This is a genomic window from Clostridium omnivorum (assembly GCF_026012015.1).
Lineage (GTDB): Bacteria > Bacillota > Clostridia > Clostridiales > Clostridiaceae > Clostridium_AX > Clostridium_AX omnivorum.
In genome coordinates, this window is the sequence record NZ_BRXR01000001.1 from 3553204 (window position 1) to 3571278 (window position 18075).

General features: G+C 32.9%; 23 protein-coding genes and 1 other annotated feature. Of the genes, 14 read left to right on the forward strand and 9 right to left on the reverse strand.

Annotated features, from left to right (window positions below; genetic code table 11):
* Positions 1 to 6: 6 nt before the first annotated feature.
* On the reverse strand, positions 7 to 201 hold the full coding sequence (locus tag bsdE14_RS16720) for a hypothetical protein (protein WP_264851143.1): 195 nt from the start codon (positions 199 to 201) through the stop codon (positions 7 to 9).
* 179 nt (positions 202 to 380) lie between these two features.
* Between bsdE14_RS16720 and bsdE14_RS16725 the strand changes: the two genes are divergently transcribed.
* The 13 genes from bsdE14_RS16725 to bsdE14_RS16785 all read left to right on the forward strand — a co-directional run bounded on the left by bsdE14_RS16725 (position 381) and on the right by bsdE14_RS16785 (position 12026).
* On the forward strand, positions 381 to 1238 hold the full coding sequence (locus bsdE14_RS16725) for a PHP domain-containing protein (protein WP_264851144.1): 858 nt from the start codon (positions 381 to 383) through the stop codon (positions 1236 to 1238).
* Positions 1239 to 1392: 154 nt separating this feature from the next.
* A complete protein-coding gene (locus tag bsdE14_RS16730) occupies positions 1393 to 1869 on the forward strand; it encodes a PTS sugar transporter subunit IIA (protein ID WP_264851145.1) in 477 nt (158 codons plus the stop codon).
* A gap of 47 nt (positions 1870 to 1916) precedes the next feature.
* The gene (locus bsdE14_RS16735) at positions 1917 to 2210 is read left to right on the forward strand and encodes a PTS sugar transporter subunit IIB (protein WP_264851146.1); all 294 of its coding nucleotides are present in this window, start codon (positions 1917 to 1919) and stop codon (positions 2208 to 2210) included.
* Positions 2211 to 2354: 144 nt separating this feature from the next.
* On the forward strand, positions 2355 to 3707 hold the full coding sequence (locus bsdE14_RS16740; RefSeq protein WP_264851147.1) for a PTS galactitol transporter subunit IIC: 1353 nt from the start codon (positions 2355 to 2357) through the stop codon (positions 3705 to 3707).
* A 58-nt stretch (positions 3708 to 3765) separates the two neighbouring features.
* A complete protein-coding gene (locus tag bsdE14_RS16745; RefSeq protein ID WP_264851148.1) occupies positions 3766 to 4431 on the forward strand; it encodes a class II aldolase/adducin family protein in 666 nt (221 codons plus the stop codon).
* Between the two features lie 4 nt (positions 4432 to 4435).
* Positions 4436 to 5440 carry a dihydroxyacetone kinase subunit DhaK gene (locus bsdE14_RS16750; protein WP_264851149.1) on the forward strand — a complete coding sequence of 335 codons (1005 nt, stop codon included), beginning with the start codon at positions 4436 to 4438 and terminating at the stop codon, positions 5438 to 5440.
* Between the two features lie 17 nt (positions 5441 to 5457).
* Positions 5458 to 6090, forward strand: a complete 633-nt coding sequence (gene dhaL / locus bsdE14_RS16755; protein ID WP_264851150.1) for a dihydroxyacetone kinase subunit DhaL — start codon at positions 5458 to 5460, stop codon at positions 6088 to 6090.
* A 141-nt stretch (positions 6091 to 6231) separates the two neighbouring features.
* Positions 6232 to 6480, forward strand: a binding site (T-box leader).
* A 102-nt stretch (positions 6481 to 6582) separates the two neighbouring features.
* A complete protein-coding gene (locus tag bsdE14_RS16760; RefSeq protein ID WP_264851151.1) occupies positions 6583 to 7728 on the forward strand; it encodes a trans-sulfuration enzyme family protein in 1146 nt (381 codons plus the stop codon).
* 21 nt (positions 7729 to 7749) lie between these two features.
* Positions 7750 to 8559: an amino acid ABC transporter substrate-binding protein gene (locus bsdE14_RS16765; RefSeq protein ID WP_264851152.1), complete on the forward strand. Its 810-nt coding sequence runs from the start codon at positions 7750 to 7752 to the stop codon at positions 8557 to 8559.
* A gap of 17 nt (positions 8560 to 8576) precedes the next feature.
* Positions 8577 to 9260 (forward strand): amino acid ABC transporter permease, encoded by a 684-nt coding sequence (locus bsdE14_RS16770; RefSeq protein WP_264851153.1) that lies wholly within the window; start codon positions 8577 to 8579, stop codon positions 9258 to 9260.
* Between the two features lie 12 nt (positions 9261 to 9272).
* The gene (locus tag bsdE14_RS16775) at positions 9273 to 10013 is read left to right on the forward strand and encodes an amino acid ABC transporter ATP-binding protein (RefSeq protein WP_264851154.1); all 741 of its coding nucleotides are present in this window, start codon (positions 9273 to 9275) and stop codon (positions 10011 to 10013) included.
* A gap of 130 nt (positions 10014 to 10143) precedes the next feature.
* A complete protein-coding gene (locus tag bsdE14_RS16780) occupies positions 10144 to 10932 on the forward strand; it encodes a class I SAM-dependent methyltransferase (RefSeq protein WP_264851155.1) in 789 nt (262 codons plus the stop codon).
* Between the two features lie 200 nt (positions 10933 to 11132).
* Positions 11133 to 12026, forward strand: a complete 894-nt coding sequence (locus bsdE14_RS16785; RefSeq protein ID WP_264851156.1) for an AraC family transcriptional regulator — start codon at positions 11133 to 11135, stop codon at positions 12024 to 12026.
* Between the two features lie 75 nt (positions 12027 to 12101).
* Here the strand turns inward: bsdE14_RS16785 and bsdE14_RS16790 are convergent, their stop codons facing one another.
* The 8 genes from bsdE14_RS16790 to bsdE14_RS16825 all read right to left on the reverse strand — a co-directional run bounded on the left by bsdE14_RS16790 (position 12102) and on the right by bsdE14_RS16825 (position 16880).
* Positions 12102 to 12407 (reverse strand): GNAT family N-acetyltransferase, encoded by a 306-nt coding sequence (locus bsdE14_RS16790; protein WP_264851157.1) that lies wholly within the window; start codon positions 12405 to 12407, stop codon positions 12102 to 12104.
* 257 nt (positions 12408 to 12664) lie between these two features.
* Positions 12665 to 13351 (reverse strand): FadR/GntR family transcriptional regulator, encoded by a 687-nt coding sequence (locus bsdE14_RS16795; protein ID WP_264851158.1) that lies wholly within the window; start codon positions 13349 to 13351, stop codon positions 12665 to 12667.
* A gap of 21 nt (positions 13352 to 13372) precedes the next feature.
* On the reverse strand, positions 13373 to 13951 hold the full coding sequence (locus tag bsdE14_RS16800; protein ID WP_264851159.1) for a hypothetical protein: 579 nt from the start codon (positions 13949 to 13951) through the stop codon (positions 13373 to 13375).
* A gap of 83 nt (positions 13952 to 14034) precedes the next feature.
* Positions 14035 to 14739: an LrgB family protein gene (locus tag bsdE14_RS16805; RefSeq protein WP_264851160.1), complete on the reverse strand. Its 705-nt coding sequence runs from the start codon at positions 14737 to 14739 to the stop codon at positions 14035 to 14037.
* Positions 14736 to 15086, reverse strand: coding sequence for a CidA/LrgA family protein (locus bsdE14_RS16810; protein WP_264851161.1), 351 nt, complete (start codon positions 15084 to 15086; stop codon positions 14736 to 14738). The genes bsdE14_RS16805 and bsdE14_RS16810 overlap by 4 nt, the downstream gene beginning before the upstream one ends.
* Before the next feature lie 198 nt (positions 15087 to 15284).
* A complete protein-coding gene (locus bsdE14_RS16815) occupies positions 15285 to 15536 on the reverse strand; it encodes a kinase to dihydroxyacetone kinase (protein ID WP_264851162.1) in 252 nt (83 codons plus the stop codon).
* Between the two features lie 171 nt (positions 15537 to 15707).
* On the reverse strand, positions 15708 to 16436 hold the full coding sequence (locus tag bsdE14_RS16820) for an alpha/beta hydrolase (protein WP_264851163.1): 729 nt from the start codon (positions 16434 to 16436) through the stop codon (positions 15708 to 15710).
* Positions 16437 to 16505: 69 nt separating this feature from the next.
* Positions 16506 to 16880 (reverse strand): YunG family protein, encoded by a 375-nt coding sequence (locus bsdE14_RS16825; RefSeq protein WP_264851164.1) that lies wholly within the window; start codon positions 16878 to 16880, stop codon positions 16506 to 16508.
* Positions 16881 to 17072: 192 nt separating this feature from the next.
* Here bsdE14_RS16825 and bsdE14_RS16830 point away from each other — a divergent pair, with 192 nt between their 5' ends.
* Positions 17073 to 18062, forward strand: a complete 990-nt coding sequence (locus tag bsdE14_RS16830; protein WP_264851165.1) for a helix-turn-helix transcriptional regulator — start codon at positions 17073 to 17075, stop codon at positions 18060 to 18062.
* The last annotated feature ends 13 nt before the right edge of the window (positions 18063 to 18075 follow it).

An 18075-nucleotide genomic window follows, 5' to 3' on the forward strand; every position in this document is an offset into this window, starting at 1 on the left:
CACCTACTATTTTTTCTTCTTAAAGCTAGTGCTTTTAAACTTATCAAAGGCCTTAGGAAGTGGTATTTTTTTAGTGTACCTATCTAGGAATAGTGCTACAGCAAAGGCTATTACTGCTAGGTAAAAGTTTTTATATACTATTGACAGTATAAAAAGCACTAATGTAACAAATACGGAAATGTACCATAAAGCTATCTTCACAACATTCACCACCTTATGTTTAAAATTTTCCTTGCTATTATATTTATTTTTATCATAATATAATTAAATTGTAAATACAAATGCAATTTTATGAAATGTACCTGTTATTAACTATTATGCGGTGACGGTAATAGTTATTAAATTATTTTAATAAAAGTTGAAAGGAGCTTGAATTTACTATGAATAGCATTGATTTACATGTACATACCTATAATTCAGATGGAACAAATAGCCCTAAAGAAATTATTAATATTGCAAAAGAAACAGGATTGAGTGCCATTTCTATAACTGACCATGACAGTATAGAAGGCAATGAGGAAGCTAGGGTGGAAGCAGGAAAGTGCTCTATAGATTACTTAAATGGCATAGAATTTAGTGCAGACTATGGGGAAGGCAGACTGCTGCATATTTTGGGCTTGGGCATAGATATTTACAACCATGACTTTTTAGAGGTCTATAATGGAATTAAAATAGCTAGGGAGAAAAGTGTAGGAGAAATTCTAAAAATAATAAAAAGTAAAAATATTACTATAAGCATTGATGTGCTGAGGGACAGGTGCTTAAAGAAAAACCTAGACAGATATGACATCCATAGATACTTTATGGAGGAGAAACTATGCAGCAGTGCTCAAGAGGTATGGGACAAATATCTGGATCCAATTCCATACAAAAGAGAAGAAATATTAAGTGCAGAAGAGGCTATTTATATAATAAAAAAGGCTGGAGGCAGAGCTTTTTTAGCACACTATAATAAAAGTATTGGACTTGGTGGCCTCAGCAGAGCAGCTATGGAAAGAGAAATTAGGAATTTAATTGATTTAGGGCTTGATGGAATGGAAAAATACTATCCAAGCTTTACACTAGAGGATGTACAGTTTGCAGATTATCTTTTAGAGAAGTACAAGCTGCTGGCCTCTGGAGGAACTGATTTTCATGGAGGAAATAGATCTGACATAAGACTTGGAATAGGAAGTGGTGGATTTAATGTGCCTTATGCAGTATATAAAAGTATTTTTAATAGCATAAAAAATGGTTAAAAAGTTATGCACTATAGTTTTTTTAAAATTATAGTGCATAACTTTTTAAGTAAACATTTTCAAAATTCAGAATTGTAAACCTATGCACTAAAGTTGGCACGGTACTTGCTAAGAATATAGGTACAAAGAAAATTAGCTAAAGGAGAATGATACCATGGAAGAAAATGTAGCTTTATTAAACGAAGAATTAATATTAATGGATTATGGAGCTAATAACAAAGAAGAATTACTAAGGGGCCTGGGAACAATACTAAGAGAAAAGGGATATGTAAAGAACACTTATATAGATGGATTATTGGAAAGAGAAGAAACCTTTCCTACAGGGCTTAATACTCCAGGAGTAAGCGTAGCTATACCTCATACTTATGCAATACATGTTGAAAAACCAGTTATACTTATAGCTAAACTAAATAAGCCGGTAGTATTTAAAGAGATGGGCTCTGGTGAAAACGATGTAGAGGCTAAACTAATATTTATGCTGGCTATTAAAAACCCAGATCAGCAGGTTATAACCCTAAGTAAGTTAATGTCGATATTTTCAAAGGAAGAGACTCTATTAGAAATATATAATGCAAAAGAAAAGCATGATATATACCTTACACTTAAAAAGGTATTAGAAGAAGATAACTAAGATATAATTAAAAATTAATTATATAAAAATTAAAGGGAGGAAAAATCATGGGTAAAATTAAAAAAGTTTTTGTAGCATGCGGATCAGGAGTAGCAACATCACAAACAGTAGCATCAAAAATCGCTAGTATGTGCGAGGATGAAAATCTACCAGTAAGTGTAGAAGCTGTAGATATTAAGTCTCTAGAAAGCTTAATAGATCAATGTGACATATATGTATCTATAGTTCCACTAAAGACAAAGGATTGGGGGAAACCTACATTAAGCGGAATACCATTCTTAACAGGTATGGGAATAGATGCTGAATTTGAAAAGCTTAAAGAATATGTAAAAGGAAAATAGTAATTATCCAAAAACTATTAAAAGACTATAAAAAATATCTCCAAGAAATAATAGATTAAATCAAGGAGATAAAAATAAAAAAATACGTTATTTTATTTTATCACAAAAAAGAAAAAATATAAACAAATTTAGGGGGTAATATTAATGAGCGCAATAATACATTATATCCTTAACCTAGGTGCAGCAGTATTTCTACCAATCATTATGATAATCCTTGGTCTTAGTATGAAGATGAAACCTAAAAAGGCAATTATAGCAGGTTTAACTTTAGGCATAGCATTTACAGGAATGAGCGAAATCATAAACTTCATGTTTGGTGCAATAAGTCCCGCAGCTAGCGCATTTGTAAAAAATACAGGAATACAATTAAATGCCATTGATGCTGGTTGGGCTCCAATGTCAGCAATAGCTTGGGCATGGCCATATGCATTATTACTTTTCCCAATTTGCATAGGAATAAATATAGTAATGTTAATATTAGGCTGGACAAACTGCTTAAACGTAGACTTGTGGAATGTTTGGGGTAAGATTTTTACAGCAACACTAGTAGCAGCAGTAACAGGAAGTATTGCACTAGGACTTGTAGGTGCTTCAATACAAATGATGTTAGAACTTAAGAATGCCGATATTACTCAAAAGCAATTATATGAATTTACCAAAATACCTGGAATTGCATGTACTCACTGTATGACATTAACTGGTGTAATTCTAGCTCCAATAAATAGATTGCTTGATTTCATACCTGGAATAAATAAGAGCAATATAGATGCAGCTAAATTAAAAGAAAAGATTGGTGTATTTGGCGAAAACAGTGTTATGGGCTTTATAGTTGGTGCGCTAATTGCTATATTTGCAAAATATGATCTTAAAGGCATATTAAATACTGCAGTTCAAGTTGCTACAGCATTAGTACTTTTCCCAATGGTTGCTAAGTTATTTATGCAAGCTTTAGCGCCTATAGCAGATGCAGTTGGAGACTTCATGAAGAAGAAATTCAAAGATAGAGAGCTTTACATTGGACTTGACTGGCCATTCCTTGCTGGATTATCAGAAATCTGGGTTGTTGCAATATTAATAGTACCAATAGAATTAATACTAGCAGTTATAATGGCAAAAACAGGTTCAAACACAGTATTACCACTAGGTTCAATAATAAACATTTCTCTAGTAGTTCCAGCTATGATAGTTACTGGAGGAAACATTATAAGAATGATTATATTATGTACCTTAACAACCCCTATATTCTTACTAGTAGGAACAAGCTTTGCAGGAACAGTAACTAACCTTGCTAAAGCTACAGGAAGCATCCAAGTTCCAAATGGACAATTTATGAGCTGGTTCTCCTTCGAAATACCTGGATTAAGATGGGGACTTGCACACGGATTTAATGTAATTCATGGTGAATTCTTAGGAGTAGTAGTATTAGCAGTATTAGCTGCATGCTTCGTATTCTATATGAAGTACATGAAGAAAATGGATGAAAAAATAGAAGCATAAGATAAATATTTGAGACAAGCATTTTAATATAACTTGTAATTTTGAGGAGGCATACATTATGTTAGAAGAATTAAAGAAAAAAGTAGTAGAAATAGCACAGGAAGCAGATAGATCAGGATTATGCAAGCACAAGTCAGGTAATTTTAGTATTAGAGATAAAGAAACTGGATATGTAGTAGTCACACCTGCAGGCATAGCAAGAGAAAAACTAACTTATAGAGATATATGTGTAATAGATATAGATGCAAATGTAATAGAGATGGAAACAGGCCTAAGACCTTCTAGTGAAGTAATGATGCATCTTGAAGCTTATAAAACAAGACCAGATATAAATTCTGTAGTACACACTCACTCAAGATTTGCTACTTCCTTTGCAGTATTAAAAAAGGAAATTCCAGCAGTTGTATATGAAGGAATGTCTTATGGTGGAAGAATCCCAGTAGCTCCGTATGGAAGACCTGGTACAAGACAGCTTGCAGAAAGTGTTATAGAACCATTAAAGCTGTCAAATGCAATATTGCTTGAAAGTCATGGAGTAGTTGTTGTAGGTTCAGATCCAGACGACACACTTTTAAACGCACACTATGTAGAAGAAATCGCTGAAGTATACTTTAGAGCATTACTTATTAACGGAGGAAAAGAGCCTAATGTACTGCCACAGAGCGAGCTTCAAAGCTGGGCTTATCCTTCAGAAATAAAATTTGATAAAGTAAAAAGAGGGTAGTGCTATGAAGAAATTAATTAATAAACCAGAAGATTTTGCAAGAGAGACTATAGAAGGTATTATAGCAGCACATAGCGACAGCTTAAAAATGGTAAACGATAATTTTAGATGCATAGTAAGAGCTGATGAAAAGAAGCCAGGTAAGGTAGCTATAGCTACAGGGGGTGGCTCAGGCCACCTTCCAACCTTCCTTGGATATGTTGGATATGGATTAGCAGATGGAGTAACTGTAGGAAATGTTTTTGCATCACCAAGCGCAGAATGCATGTATGAAGTAGACAAAGCTATAGATAATGGAGCAGGAGTGCTTCACCTATATGGTAATTACGGTGGAGACATAATGAACTTTGGTATGGCTAAGGATATGGCAGAAATGGATGATATAGAAGTTGAAGAAGTGCTTGTAACAGATGATGTAGCTTCAGCTCCTAAGGGAAAGGAAGCAAATAGAAGAGGAGTCGCTGGTTTATTCTATGCATACAAAATAGCAGGAGCCTCTGCAGAAAAGATGCATAATTTACAAGAAGTAAAAAGACTAGCGCAAAAGGCAGTAGACAATACAAGAACTATGGGTGTTGCTCTTACTCCATGTATTGTTCCAGAAGTAGGAAAGGCTACCTTCTCCATAGGTGAAAATGAAATGGAAATAGGTATGGGAATCCATGGAGAACCTGGAATTAAGAGAAGTGAACTTAAGCCAGTAGATGAAGTTGTAGAAGTTATGCTAAATAAGATACTAGAAGACATGACATTTGAAAAGGGCTGCAGTGTTTCAATATTAGTAAATGGCTTAGGTGCTACACCAAAGGAAGAGCTATATATTGCTTATAAAAAGGCACACAGTATATTAGAGGAAAATGGTATAAAGGTGTATAGACCTTACATTGGAGAATTTGCTACTTCACTTGAAATGGCGGGTATGTCTATAACCTTATTAAAGCTAGATAGTGAATTAAAAGAATTATTAGATTGCAATGCTTACTCACCATTTTTCCAACAATTTAGATAAGCATAGGAGGTTAAAGCATGGAAGCAATAAAAAAACCATTTGTTAAAGATATATTAGGAAGCATAGTAAATGCAATGAATGAAGCAAAGGATTACCTTACAGAATTAGATTCAGCTATGGGAGACGGTGACTTAGGTTTAACTATGACTAACGGTTTTGGCTGCCTTTACAATGAATTTGATAAAATTGAAGCTACTGATATGGGCAATGTACTAATGAAGCTTGGAATGACTATGAATACAAATGTTCCATCCACTATGGGAACTTTGATATCCATATGCCTTATAAAAGGAGCAAAAGAAGCTAAAGGCAAAGAGGAGTTAACCCTTGAGAATTTAGCAGCTGTAGGTAGAGCAGCAGTAAAAGGAGTAATGGAAAAAGGAAAGACAAATCTAGGGGATAAAACCATGCTGGATGCCTTGAATCCTGCAGTAGAAGCTCTAGCTGAAGCTTCAAAAGAAGGGCTTAGCTTAAAGGAAGCCTTTGAAAAAGCATATAAAGCTGCTGAAGCTGGAGTAGAATATACAAAACAATTAAAGTCAGTGCACGGAAGAGCAGCTTATTATGGAGAAAAATCGCTAGGAAGACCAGACTCTGGAGCTGTAGCTGTAATGCATATATTTAAAGGAATAAGTATGAGTTTTAAATAATAAAAATTATAAAAAAGTGTACCAATTTTGGTGCACTTTTTTTGTATCTAAAGAGAAAGGTAAAAAATACAAGTTAATATATTTTATAAATATTGTTGACAAGAACACTCGGATATTATATCATGTTACCATGATGAAAACAAAAATGCTGTGATAAGAAATAGTAACATAGGCTAAGCTGACAGAGAGAAATCCTCATAGCTGAAAGGGATTTTGAGTGTAACTTATGTGAATGCGTCTTTGAGCACTGCTTCGAAATTAAAGTAGACGGCAGCGGGTACGCACGTTAAAGCGTTATGGTATGTATGTACCAGAATTAATGAGATAATATGATGTTTTTTTGTCATATTAATTAGAGTGGAACCGCGGAATATAACTTCTGCCTCTATGTTTTTAGAGGCAGGAGTTTTTTGTTTTTAGTCCAGATTTTTTCTTTTCATCGTATGCTTAGAAATAAGATTCTGTAGCAAGAAAAAAATAAGGAGGACAAACATGAAAGTTGAATCATTACTAATTCATGGAGGAGTTGATGGAGACAAAAGTACTGGTGCTGTAAATGTGCCAATTTATCAAACTTCTACTTACAAGCAGCCTAAATTTGGAGTTAATACAGGCTACGAATATTCAAGAACAGGAAATCCTACAAGAGAAGCTCTTGAAAAGCTTATTTCAGATTTAGAGGGTGGATATGCCGGATTTGCTTTTGGTTCAGGAATGGCTGCAACTACAGCGGTATTGTCACTATTTAATTCGGGTGATAAAATCCTTATTCCAAATAATTTATATGGTGGAACCTTTAGAGTAATAGACAAGGTGTTCAAGAATTTTGGGATAAGCTATGGAATAGTTGATACTTCAAAATTAGATGAAGTAAGAAGTGCAGTAGATGATAATGTAAAGGCCATTTTTATAGAAACTCCTACAAATCCACTGATGGATATAACAGATATTGAAGGAGTTGCAAAAATAGCAAAGGAAAATAATCTTTACACAATAGTTGACAACACTTTTATGACACCATATCTTCAAAAACCAATTTCTCTAGGAGCAGATATAGTTATTCACAGTGCAACAAAGTACCTAGGTGGGCATAGCGATGTAGTTTCAGGGCTTGTAGTTGTAAACAGTGAACAATTAGCTGAGAGACTTCACTTTATACAAAATTCAACAGGAGGAGTACTTGCACCATTTGATTCTTTCCTTTTGATAAGAGGAATAAAGACTTTAGCAGTAAGAATGGACAGGCATATTTTAAATGCTAAAATAGTTGCTGAATTTTTAAGTACTAGAGAGGAAATAGAAAAAATTTATTACCCAGGTTTTGTGAGTCATCCAGGTCATGGGATACAAGGGACACAAGCCAAAGGCTTTGGAGGGATGATATCCTTTGTGTTAAAGGATGGTTATGATTATAAAAAATTCCTTGAAAGTCTTGAACTTATAACCTTTGGAGAAAGCCTTGGGGGAGTAGAATCACTTGTATGCCATCCAGCTTCAATGACTCATGCAGCACTACCTTATGAATTAAGACAAAAGGTTGGCATTGTTGATAATTTAATCAGATTGTCTGTAGGTATAGAAAGTACAGATGACATAATAGAAGATATTGAAAATGCATTAGAAAAAATCAAAAGATAATAGAAAATTGGAGGAAATATCATGAAAAAAAGAAACATATTTATCAGTACTGTATTAGCAATAACTTTAGTGGCAGGTTTAGCAGGCTGCTCCACAAAAAACAACTCAAATACACAAGCTGCTTCTAAGAATTTATTAGAAACAGTAAAGAGTCAAGGTAAAATTCTTATAGGCACAGAAGGAACTTATGCACCATTTACTTTTCATGACAAGGATGGAAAGCTAACTGGTTTTGATGTAGATATAGCCGGTGAAGTTGCAAAACGACTAGGAGTTAAAGCTGAGTTTGTTGAAACAAAATGGGATGGAATGTTTGCAGGGCTTGATGCTAAGAGATTTGACATGATTGTAAATGAAGTAGGAATAAGACCAGATAGACAAGAAAAGTATGATTTTTCAGACCCATATATTGCTTCAAGAGGAGTACTTGTTGTTGCTAAGGACAACAATAGCATTACAAAGTTTGAGGATTTAAAAGGCAAGAAGGCTGCACAATCGCTAACAAGTAATTATGCTGATATAGCAAAGAAAAATGGAGCAGAAATAGTAAACTCAGAAGGCTTTAATCAATCCATTGATTTACTTCTTGCAAAAAGAGCAGATGCTACTATAAATGACAGTTTATCTTACTATGACTTATTAAAGCAAAAGCCAGATGTTGCTGTTAAAATAGCAGCACAGCAAAGCAATGCTTCTTCCAGTGGAATAATGTTTAGAAAAGACAATAAGGAATTAGTGGCAGCAGTGAATAAAGCATTAGCAGATATGAAGACAGATGGAACTTATGAAACTATTTCTAAGAAATGGTTTGGAGTTGACGTTTCAAAATAAATAGATGTGGTGATTATATGAATTTTGATGATAAAACTATAAGACTAATACAAATAGCAACAGATTCATTTTGGCCTATGTTAAAGGCAGGTCTGGCTTTTACTGTTCCAGTAGCACTTATTTCATTTGCACTTGGACTTATTGTTGGACTAATAACTGCGCTAGCCAGAATATCAAAGGTAAAGCCTTTGATTTCAATTGCAAAGTTTTATGTATGGATAATTAGAGGAACTCCTCTTTTGGTGCAGCTATTTATAATTTTCTATGGCCTAGCAAAAGTTAATATTATACTAGATCCACTTGTAGCAGCTATTATTGGTTTTACAATAAATGTAGGAGCATACAGTTCTGAAGTTATAAGAGCAGCAATCTTATCCATACCAAAAGGTCAATGGGAGGCAGCAGCATCAATTGGAATGACTCATACTCAAACCTTAAGGAGAGTTGTTCTGCCTCAGGCTGCTAGAGTTTCAATACCTCCACTTTTTAATTCCTTTATAAGCCTTATAAAGGATACCTCGTTAGCAGCTTCAATAACTTTAACTGAAATGTTTCAAGTGGCACAAAGGGTAACTGCTACTACTTACGAACCTCTTTTACTTTATGTCGAAGTAGCTATTATTTATCTAATGTTCTGTACGGTTTTAAGTGCTGTACAAAGCAGGGTTGAAAATAAGCTTGATAGATTTACAGCTAGATAGGAGGGGAAATAAGTGATTTCAATTAAAGGCTTATATAAAAGTTTTGGTGATAACACTATTTTAAAGAATATTGATTTAGAAGTTAATAAAGGTGAAACTACTGTGGTTATAGGCCCTTCAGGTTCGGGTAAAACAACTCTTTTAAGATGTATGAATTTACTTGAGACTCCTGACAGCGGAATTATAAAGATAGGACAAAATGAACTACGCTTCGATGGAAAATCAAAATTAAAGCAAAATGATATTATTACGCTAAGAAAGAACACAGGTATGGTGTTTCAAGGCTTTCACCTTTTTCCTCACAAAACTGTTGTGGAAAACATTATGGAAGGTCAGGTAACTGTTTTAAAAAGATCCAAAAAGGAAGCCTATGAAAAAGCCATGGTTTTACTTGAAAAGGTTGATCTGTCACATAAAAAAGATAGTTATCCTCATGAACTTTCAGGAGGCCAGCAGCAGAGAGTTGCTATTGCACGGGCAATGGCAATGGACCCTGAAGTTCTCCTGTTTGATGAACCTACTTCTGCCCTAGATCCAGAATTAGCAGCTGAGGTTACTAAGGTAATGAAGGAGTTATCAAAGGAAGGAATGACCATGGTAGTAGTAACCCATAAAATGAGTTTTGCTAAGGAAGCAGCTCACAAGGTGATTTTTATGGATCAAGGTTTAATTGTTGAAGCTGGTACACCTGAGCAGGTATTTGAGAATACAAGTAATGAACGTTTAAAGCAGTTTTTAAGCATAATAGACTAGCACACAATAAAGGAAGTTAGCACAACTTCCTTTATTTTTATGGCATAATATGGTATATTTGTTTGAAAGATGATTAATTCTAAAGTGTAGATAATAATGAATTTAATTATATTTTACGGGGGAATGAGATATGGATGAACTTAAATATTTGACAGAGTATTATAGCAATTATGATGAAGAGGGGCGCCTTGCATCTAAACATGGTCAAGTTGAATTTCTTACCACAATGAAGTATATAAATAAGTACATAAAAAAAGGAATGCGTATTTTAGAAGTAGGTGCTGGAACAGGCAGATATTCACTTTCACTTGCTGAAAAAGGATTTCGAGTTGATGCAATTGAACTTATCCAACATAATATTGATATTCTTAAGAGCAAAATTAAGGAAAACTGCAATATAGATGTTAGACAAGGCAATGCCATAGATTTGTCATGTTATAATGATGAAACCTTTGATATTACATTAGTGCTTGGCCCTTTGTACCATCTGTTTGATGAAAATGAAAAAAAGCAAGCCATTAGTGAGGCTATCAGAGTTACAAAAAAAGGTGGAGTAGTATTTGTTTCATATTGTATGAATGAAGCAACAATCATAGGGTGGGGATTTGGAAAAGGCAATATTCTGGACGCTATTCAAACTGGTATTGTTGATAAGGATACATATAAATGTTTATCTAATCCATCTTTACTTTTTGAAATGTATCGCAAAGAAGAAATTGAACAGCTAATGAAAGAATATGATGTTGAACATCTTCATTTTGTCGCAACTGATTTAGCAACAAATTATATGAGGGGTATAATTGATGCAATGGATGAAAAAATGTTTGAAACCTATTTGAAATACCATTTTTCTATATGCGAGCGTTCTGATTTAGTTGGGATAACTCACCACAGCTTAGACATTTTTAGAAAGAAGTGATAAATAAGCAGTTCAAAAACATTCTTAAAAATTAAGCAATGCTATTTAATATAAGGATATAACATATTTTAGCCTAATTTAATTTGTATATTTAATAAAAAATCTTCTTATAAAATACTATAAATAAGACATCTAAAAGTCAAAAAGACAAAACTTACTCCATAGTTATAAGTTAGAATGAATATTGTAGGGGTGAGAATATGAACTATATAGCAAATATGCAGCATGCTATCGATTTTATTAACACTAATGTCAATAATGAGCTCAATCTTGATGATATTGCAAGGCAAGCTTATATGTCCAGATCATACTTTTCCAAAATTTTTCGTATTATTACCGGTTATTCAGTGAAGGAGTATGTAACAGCATATAGATTATACCTTGCAGCACAAGATTTATTGATTACGGATAAGAAAATTATAGACATTGCATTTGAATATGGGTTCAATTCGCAGCAGACCTTCACAAAGGCATTTGTAAAAGCTTATGGAAAGCCTCCGGGAAATTTTAGGATGACAAAAACACTACTGATGCCTTTGAAACAGTTAAATTTATATTTTGATGGAGGTATGAATATGGACACCATTTTTAACAATGTACAGTTTATCCAAAAAGAAGAATTCTATGTAGTGGGTATTGAGGTAAAAGTTGACTACAACAATAGCGGCCATAAATGTATAAGGGAATTATGGGACAGATGGATCAAAGAAAAAATATATGAAAAGATACCTAATGCTGTTAATTTTCCTACAACAATGGGCATGACAGAGGATACAACTAAAGAAGATATGGCAATATATCGTATTTGTATGGAGGTTACAAACTTAGATAATATTCCGGAGGGGCTTATTGGAAAGGTCATGCCTAAAACTACTTATGCGGTATTTAGGTTAACCTTGGACAAATTAGTATCAGGCGAATTCTGGCAGTACTTCTATAAAAAGTGGCTTCCTGAAAGTGGATATGAGCAGCCTGGGGCTCTTTTGACACAAAGCGGTTGGCAGCAAACAAGTATGGCACAGATTGAAGTTTATAGCAACGTTACATGTGCAAAAGGTGAAGAAATAGAAATATATGCTCCTATTTTAAGATAAACAGAAGAATATATCACAGGATAACAAAATTTAGGCATCAGATGGGGTTAAACTCAATTTGATGCCTAAACTTTGTTATAATGATATTCTTTTCCTCCAGATTGTTGATGTCTTAAATGGACGCAAACCAATACTATAGTAGAATTGCTGTGAGGAACCGACTATAGCAGTTTTGGCGCCAAGTTCTCCTACCCGTTTAATACCTTCTAAAACTACCGCTTTACCTAAACCCATTTTTCTGTAATCCGGGTCTGTTGCTACAGGTTCTATTACTGCGTAACCAGCCTCAGCATCATACCACATACCACAATAGGAAGCAAAATTACCATCTGGAGCAACAGCGGCTACCTTTAAATTTAAGTCCACATTAGGACGGAGCATTTCTTCCTTAAATGATAAATCAAGTTCTTCTGAAAATTTAAATTCACCTTGGCCGTCAAGTTCGTGATTAAAGCCTTTCCATAATACACGTATATACTGATAGGCATCAAAGGTTTCCTTAATAGTTGTAAGATGAAAGCCCTTATCCTTATAATAGCTTTCTACTCACATATTTTTGAAATTATGGAGCGTATTATAAGGACATTGTACCATTATTTTCCTGAGTTATCAAAGATATTATAAAATTGTGTTATATGTTAAAAAGCTTGGTTCTGCTTAACGCTAGTAAATTCTAAATGTTTTTTTACAGCTTCTGAAGCTGCTGTGCAGTCATGAGTTTCTAAAGCTCTGCAGATTTCTTCGTGATGAACCTTAACTAAATCCTTATTAAAAGTGTGTATTTGAGAGTTTTCAATATATTCTTCAATTAAGGAGGATAGTGAAAACATTATTGTTGATATCAAAAGGTTTCCAGATGCTTCTGCTATTTTATAATGAAATTGCTTATCTAAAAAGGCACTAGCTTCAACATTTTCGGTATTATTTAATTCGTCTGCTAATTTTTTAAGTTCAATTATTTGTGCATTTGTAATTTTTTTTGCTGCTATAGCTGCTGTTTCAGGCTCCAGTATTTTTCTAAGTTCTAAGATTTCTTCGGATTTGCTTCCAAGGAGCAAGAAAACAATAGATAATGGCTCCAGTAGAGAATTTTCTAAGTTATCATTGATAAAATTTCCTTCTCCATGCTTAGCTTCAACAAGTCCAAGGGTTTCTAAAGCTCTCAATGCCTCCCTAACAGAGGTTCTACTTACTTGAAGTTGATCTGATAGATCTCTTTCTGAGGGTAATTTATCACCTCTGTTTAATTTACCTTCTTTAACAAGCTGCTTTATTTGCTCCATTACTTTTTCATAGATTTTTGTGTTTTTTATTGGATTTAACATGCATTTCATCCTTTCAAGAATTTACATTTTATTTTGATGTAAATATGAAATTAAATCGTTATAATTCTTTTCAGCTATATGCTTTTTTTCTTTTAGATTTTTAATTCTATCATGGTGAATATCTACATTTTCTTTAAAACTTGTAATTGCACTATTAATAGCTGTTCTAAAGAGAGGAATAGCATCGATTATTCTTCTAATACCGTAATAATATTCATCATCACTAATAGTAAAGCATTGAAATAGACCAGATGTAAGCCTTCCATCAGAGAATACATAAATATATCTATCGCTCATTTCATCTGACAAGTCTACTTCAATTTTATGCTTGTATAATCTGAAAATTACATCCCCGTCCTTTATGAAAATTGGGAATATGCTTGAGAAAAGTACTTCTATATTTACTTCTTCATCAGCGATACCTTCAAAATCATATTCATTAAGCTTAGAAACAATTTCATCAGTAAAAATGCTGTTTTTTATTTCTTTACCAAGCTTTGATTTTAACTTTTGCTCTTTTTCTTCAGTCAATATGTTATCAAGTGAATATAATAATTTACATATTGGATTTGTAATTTTCTTTGAATTATTATCACTCATAATTTTCTCCTTTCACCCGAAAAGTGGGTAACCTAACCATAGCAGCTTCCACTACAAGTTATCCGTAAATGCCTATAAGTACTTTAATGAAATATTGTAAGATATAAGTTCCATAACACTGGTGCTAAAAAAACGGTGATGATTCCTGAAATAGCAATAGTTATACTGCTCATAGCTCCTTCAGTTTCGCCTATTTCCATGGCTTTTGCTGTTCCAATAGCGTGGGAGGCTGAGCCTAAAGCAATTCCAAGGGCTACATTATCATTTATTTTTAATAACTTATACAAAAATGGTCCAATAATAGAGCCGATTATTCCAGTAACTATAATTGCAACAACTGTAATTGAAGGAAGTCCGCCTAATTGCTTAGATAGTGCCATGCCTATAGGTGTTGTTATAGATTTAGGTATTAAGGACTTTGTAAGTACATCAGAAAGTTTAAATAACTTGCATAAGCCAATAACGCAAGCTATTCCAGCTACAGCGCCGCTTAGAATACCAGCTAGAATAGGAAGTGCATTTTCTTTAAATAGAGTAAACTTTTTGTAGAATGGCAAGGCAAGAGCAATGGTTGCAGGTGCTAAAAAGAAAGAAATAACTTGCCCACCGTTATTGTAGTCACTATATTTAATATGAAATTTGGATAAAAAAGCTATTAATATTATTATCGCTATAAGTAATGGATTAAAAATTGAAAGCTTCAGCTTCTGCTTTATATAAACACCTATTTCGTAAGCAATTAATGAAACCAATACACCAAAAACGGGAGAACTAATTATATCTTTCATTTAGAACACACCTTTCTTAAAAATGTTACAACATAAGCGGTTACAATCCAAACTACAGCAGTAGAAATAATAATTATGACTATAAAAGGGAGGATTTTACCTTTTAAAATTTCAAAGGAGGTTATGAGTCCTACCCCTGCAGGAACAAACAAAAATGACATATGAGATATGAGAATATCACAGATATCTTCTATCATTTCAATTTTAATAATACGAAACTGGAGCGCTAGAAAAAGTAGAATTAATCCAAGCACTGTTCCAGGTATGGGTAAATTAAATATGGATTGTAGTATTATTCCTAAGAAATACACCATTAAAATAATCATAAGCTGCCTCAAGTATTTCAAAAAATCACCTTCTAGTAAAAATTACTGGTGTGGTGGTCAGACCAGCTATTTAAATTTACCACATATCTTGTATTAGTTCAACTAATAAATAAAAACGGACAAGTCTATGATTGTCCGTTTTACTATTCATTTTGTGTAGTTTTAAGATTTTTTATATAAGTTTATACATTAGCACTGAAATAAGTTAATATCTATTGTTTAACCTTTAAGACCATTAGCCTGTCGTTCCATATTTTCTATAACAATATCATGGATATCACCCAATGAAGCACAATACTCGAGCACTTCCCATGGCTTATTTGTGTGAAAATGTATTTTTATCAATTCCTCGTCTCCAACAGCAAGTAAGCAATCGCCTTGAAAGTTTTTTGTTATATAATCATTGATTTCATCTTCTGAAAGATTTTCTCCCTCTATTAATAACTGTGTATCAAATCTGTATTCTAGCATAATTAATCTCCTTTTATAATTATAATTCTTTAATACAAGAGTAATACACTTTAATATAGAAAGCAAAGTATTTTTTGAAATTATTTAAGTCCTAATAAGTTCTACATTTGATATGATTTTAAACCAACCAACTGAAGATATATATTAAGTAAGGCAGTGGCTAGTGATAGGTTATTTTTCATTAAGCATTCTTGCATAATCTTTAGGATTGGATAATAGATAGCCGCAGTGTTTATATCCTACTTTTTTAATAATAGCACTATATTTATATCTTCTTAATCTAGGAATACACATTCGTGCAGGTTCTTTAGTTCCATATAGAAAAATAATTGGCTTTTGAGCCGCTTCATCTAACTTAGGTAGTGAAAAACTATAACAGGCATGAGCTAAGTTTCTAACACTGAGCATTGTAATATGGCTGCATACTTGAAGCATATTATTGCCTGAACCCGGAAATAAACTATCTAATTTTTTAAGGGCATTTTTAGAATCTTTTCGTATACTATTGCAGATACCCCAGAATTTTTTGAAGGCTATTGTCTGCAGAAATGGACCAAAGTTAAAAAAGGGCCCTCCATCCAAAAATACTTTATTTATCTGCACTTCATTTCTCTTATATAACTCAAAAGCAATAATAGCTCCTAAGGATGTGCCAAGGATAAAATCTAAATTTTCAATATTATTTTGCTTCAAATAAGATAATATTTTATCTGCTTCATCTTCAAGGGACATAAAAATAGAATTCTCATTAACATCATGTCCGTCAAGTGTTGGGATTATGAGAAAATAATCTTCTTTTAAATACTCTGACAAAGCTTCAAAACTATCTGAAGATACAAACATAGCATGTATAAGCAATATTTTAGGATTATTAGGATTGCCAACAATTTTAAAGTTCACTCAATGGCCCCCTTTTTTATTCATAAACATAGCAAAGCTTTTATACATATATTCTTACAAAAAAACATACTAAATTGCAGTTTTATAATGTTCATTTATATATTGATTTACACTATTCCTTAAGTAGTAATACTGTTCCAAATTTGTATCTAAAAATGCATCTTCTCTGCTTGATAATATGTCTAAATAAATTGGTTCTTTTGAAAACTGTGATCTTGTTAAATCCAGTCGGTCATTTTCAATTTTGTTATAAAAGTGCCAGCCTTTAGGAGTTATAGTTTTTAATATGTCGCCACCAAAGAAATCATTAACGACTAATGAAGTTACACCACATTGTCCATTAGCTGGATTATCCTGTGTCCATTTTGAACTGGAATTGATCGACCAGCATTTATATAGAATATTTAAAAATTCATGTATACTCTGTTCAACATGAGCAGCCATTTTATCACCCCACAATTTTAATACAAATATATTATACCAGTATTTGTTACAAAATTGTATGTTTTTTGTAAATAAGAATTTTTACATAAGTTTTGGAATAAATAAACAAGATTATAACTAGAAAAGGATGGGCATTATGATTTATAATTAATAATAGGTGTGAGCATACAGCTAAAAGGGGGATAAATTAGTTTGGAAGGGGAGAGCAAACTTAAACTATTATATTTACTTGAGATTTTGGAAAAGGAATCTGATGACGATAATAAGCTTACAATAAGGGAAATAATCGAAAAGCTTGAGGCAAGGGGAATTAAGGTTGAAAGAAAAGCTGTAAGCAGGGATATTAAGCTGCTTATTGACCATGGTTATGATATAGTAAGCTATGGTGAGAATAGAGAAGGCTATTTTATGGCAAGCAGAAAATTTACTGTGTCAGAACTTAGACTTTTGATGGATGCAGTACTTTCAGCAAAGTTTATAAGCTTAAAACAATCTAAAGAATTAATTGACAAGCTTAAGACCCTCACTAGTAATGATTTAGCTAAGAAGCTTCAAAATCAGATGTATATAGATGAAAGAATTAAGACTTCAAATAATTTTGTATGTGAAAATGTAGATAAGATTAATGAAGCTATAAATAACAATAAAAAAATAGCTTTTCAATATTATAGTTATACACTTGAAAAACAATTTGTAGCCAGTCGAGATGGAAAGGAATATATTAGAAGTCCTTATAGTCTAGCTTGGTATGATGATAAATACTATATGATTTGCGGTCATGATAGATATGAGGACTTGTCTCATTTTAGAGTTGATAGAATGAGACATATAAAGATACTTGAAGAAAATAGACGAAACTTTAAAGAAGTTAGTGAATATAAGAATTATTTTGACACTGCAGATTACGTTAACAGGGTATTTAATATGTTTGCTGGTAAAAAAGAAACAGTAAAAATAAAGTTTCAAAGGGAGCTTATTAATGTAGTTATAGAAAAGTTTGAAGAAGAGGTTCAACTTAAAAAGCTGGATGAAGAGCATTTCGAAATAAGAGTTACAGTAAAGATAAGTGAAGGATTTTTTTCATGGGTACTTCAGTTTGGAAGTAGGGCAGAGATTACTGAACCCGTGAGTGTCAGAAATACTATGAAGCAGTATGTTGCTGAAATGTATAAGTTATATTAGCTAATAATTACTT

Excerpts from the sequence above, each read along its gene's own strand:
- bsdE14_RS16805 (WP_264851160.1), bottom strand. The coding sequence starts at position 14,739 with ATGAAAGATATAATTAGTTCTCCCGTTTTTGGTGTATTGGTTTCATTA.
- bsdE14_RS16745 (WP_264851148.1), top strand. The coding sequence starts at position 3,766 with ATGTTAGAAGAATTAAAGAAAAAAGTAGTAGAAATAGCACAGGAAGCA.
- bsdE14_RS16730 (WP_264851145.1), top strand. The coding sequence starts at position 1,393 with ATGGAAGAAAATGTAGCTTTATTAAACGAAGAATTAATATTAATGGAT.
- bsdE14_RS16815 (WP_264851162.1), bottom strand. The coding sequence starts at position 15,536 with ATGCTAGAATACAGATTTGATACACAGTTATTAATAGAGGGAGAAAAT.
- bsdE14_RS16765 (WP_264851152.1), top strand. The coding sequence starts at position 7,750 with ATGAAAAAAAGAAACATATTTATCAGTACTGTATTAGCAATAACTTTA.
- dhaL (WP_264851150.1), top strand. The coding sequence starts at position 5,458 with ATGGAAGCAATAAAAAAACCATTTGTTAAAGATATATTAGGAAGCATA.
- bsdE14_RS16770 (WP_264851153.1), top strand. The coding sequence starts at position 8,577 with ATGAATTTTGATGATAAAACTATAAGACTAATACAAATAGCAACAGAT.
- bsdE14_RS16795 (WP_264851158.1), bottom strand. The coding sequence starts at position 13,351 with ATGTTAAATCCAATAAAAAACACAAAAATCTATGAAAAAGTAATGGAG.
- bsdE14_RS16780 (WP_264851155.1), top strand. The coding sequence starts at position 10,144 with ATGGATGAACTTAAATATTTGACAGAGTATTATAGCAATTATGATGAA.
- bsdE14_RS16785 (WP_264851156.1), top strand. The coding sequence starts at position 11,133 with ATGAACTATATAGCAAATATGCAGCATGCTATCGATTTTATTAACACT.
- bsdE14_RS16750 (WP_264851149.1), top strand. The coding sequence starts at position 4,436 with ATGAAGAAATTAATTAATAAACCAGAAGATTTTGCAAGAGAGACTATA.
- bsdE14_RS16740 (WP_264851147.1), top strand. The coding sequence starts at position 2,355 with ATGAGCGCAATAATACATTATATCCTTAACCTAGGTGCAGCAGTATTT.
- bsdE14_RS16790 (WP_264851157.1), bottom strand. The coding sequence starts at position 12,407 with ATGCTCCGTCCTAATGTGGACTTAAATTTAAAGGTAGCCGCTGTTGCT.
- bsdE14_RS16760 (WP_264851151.1), top strand. The coding sequence starts at position 6,583 with ATGAAAGTTGAATCATTACTAATTCATGGAGGAGTTGATGGAGACAAA.
- bsdE14_RS16735 (WP_264851146.1), top strand. The coding sequence starts at position 1,917 with ATGGGTAAAATTAAAAAAGTTTTTGTAGCATGCGGATCAGGAGTAGCA.
- bsdE14_RS16725 (WP_264851144.1), top strand. The coding sequence starts at position 381 with ATGAATAGCATTGATTTACATGTACATACCTATAATTCAGATGGAACA.
- bsdE14_RS16800 (WP_264851159.1), bottom strand. The coding sequence starts at position 13,951 with ATGAGTGATAATAATTCAAAGAAAATTACAAATCCAATATGTAAATTA.
- bsdE14_RS16825 (WP_264851164.1), bottom strand. The coding sequence starts at position 16,880 with ATGGCTGCTCATGTTGAACAGAGTATACATGAATTTTTAAATATTCTA.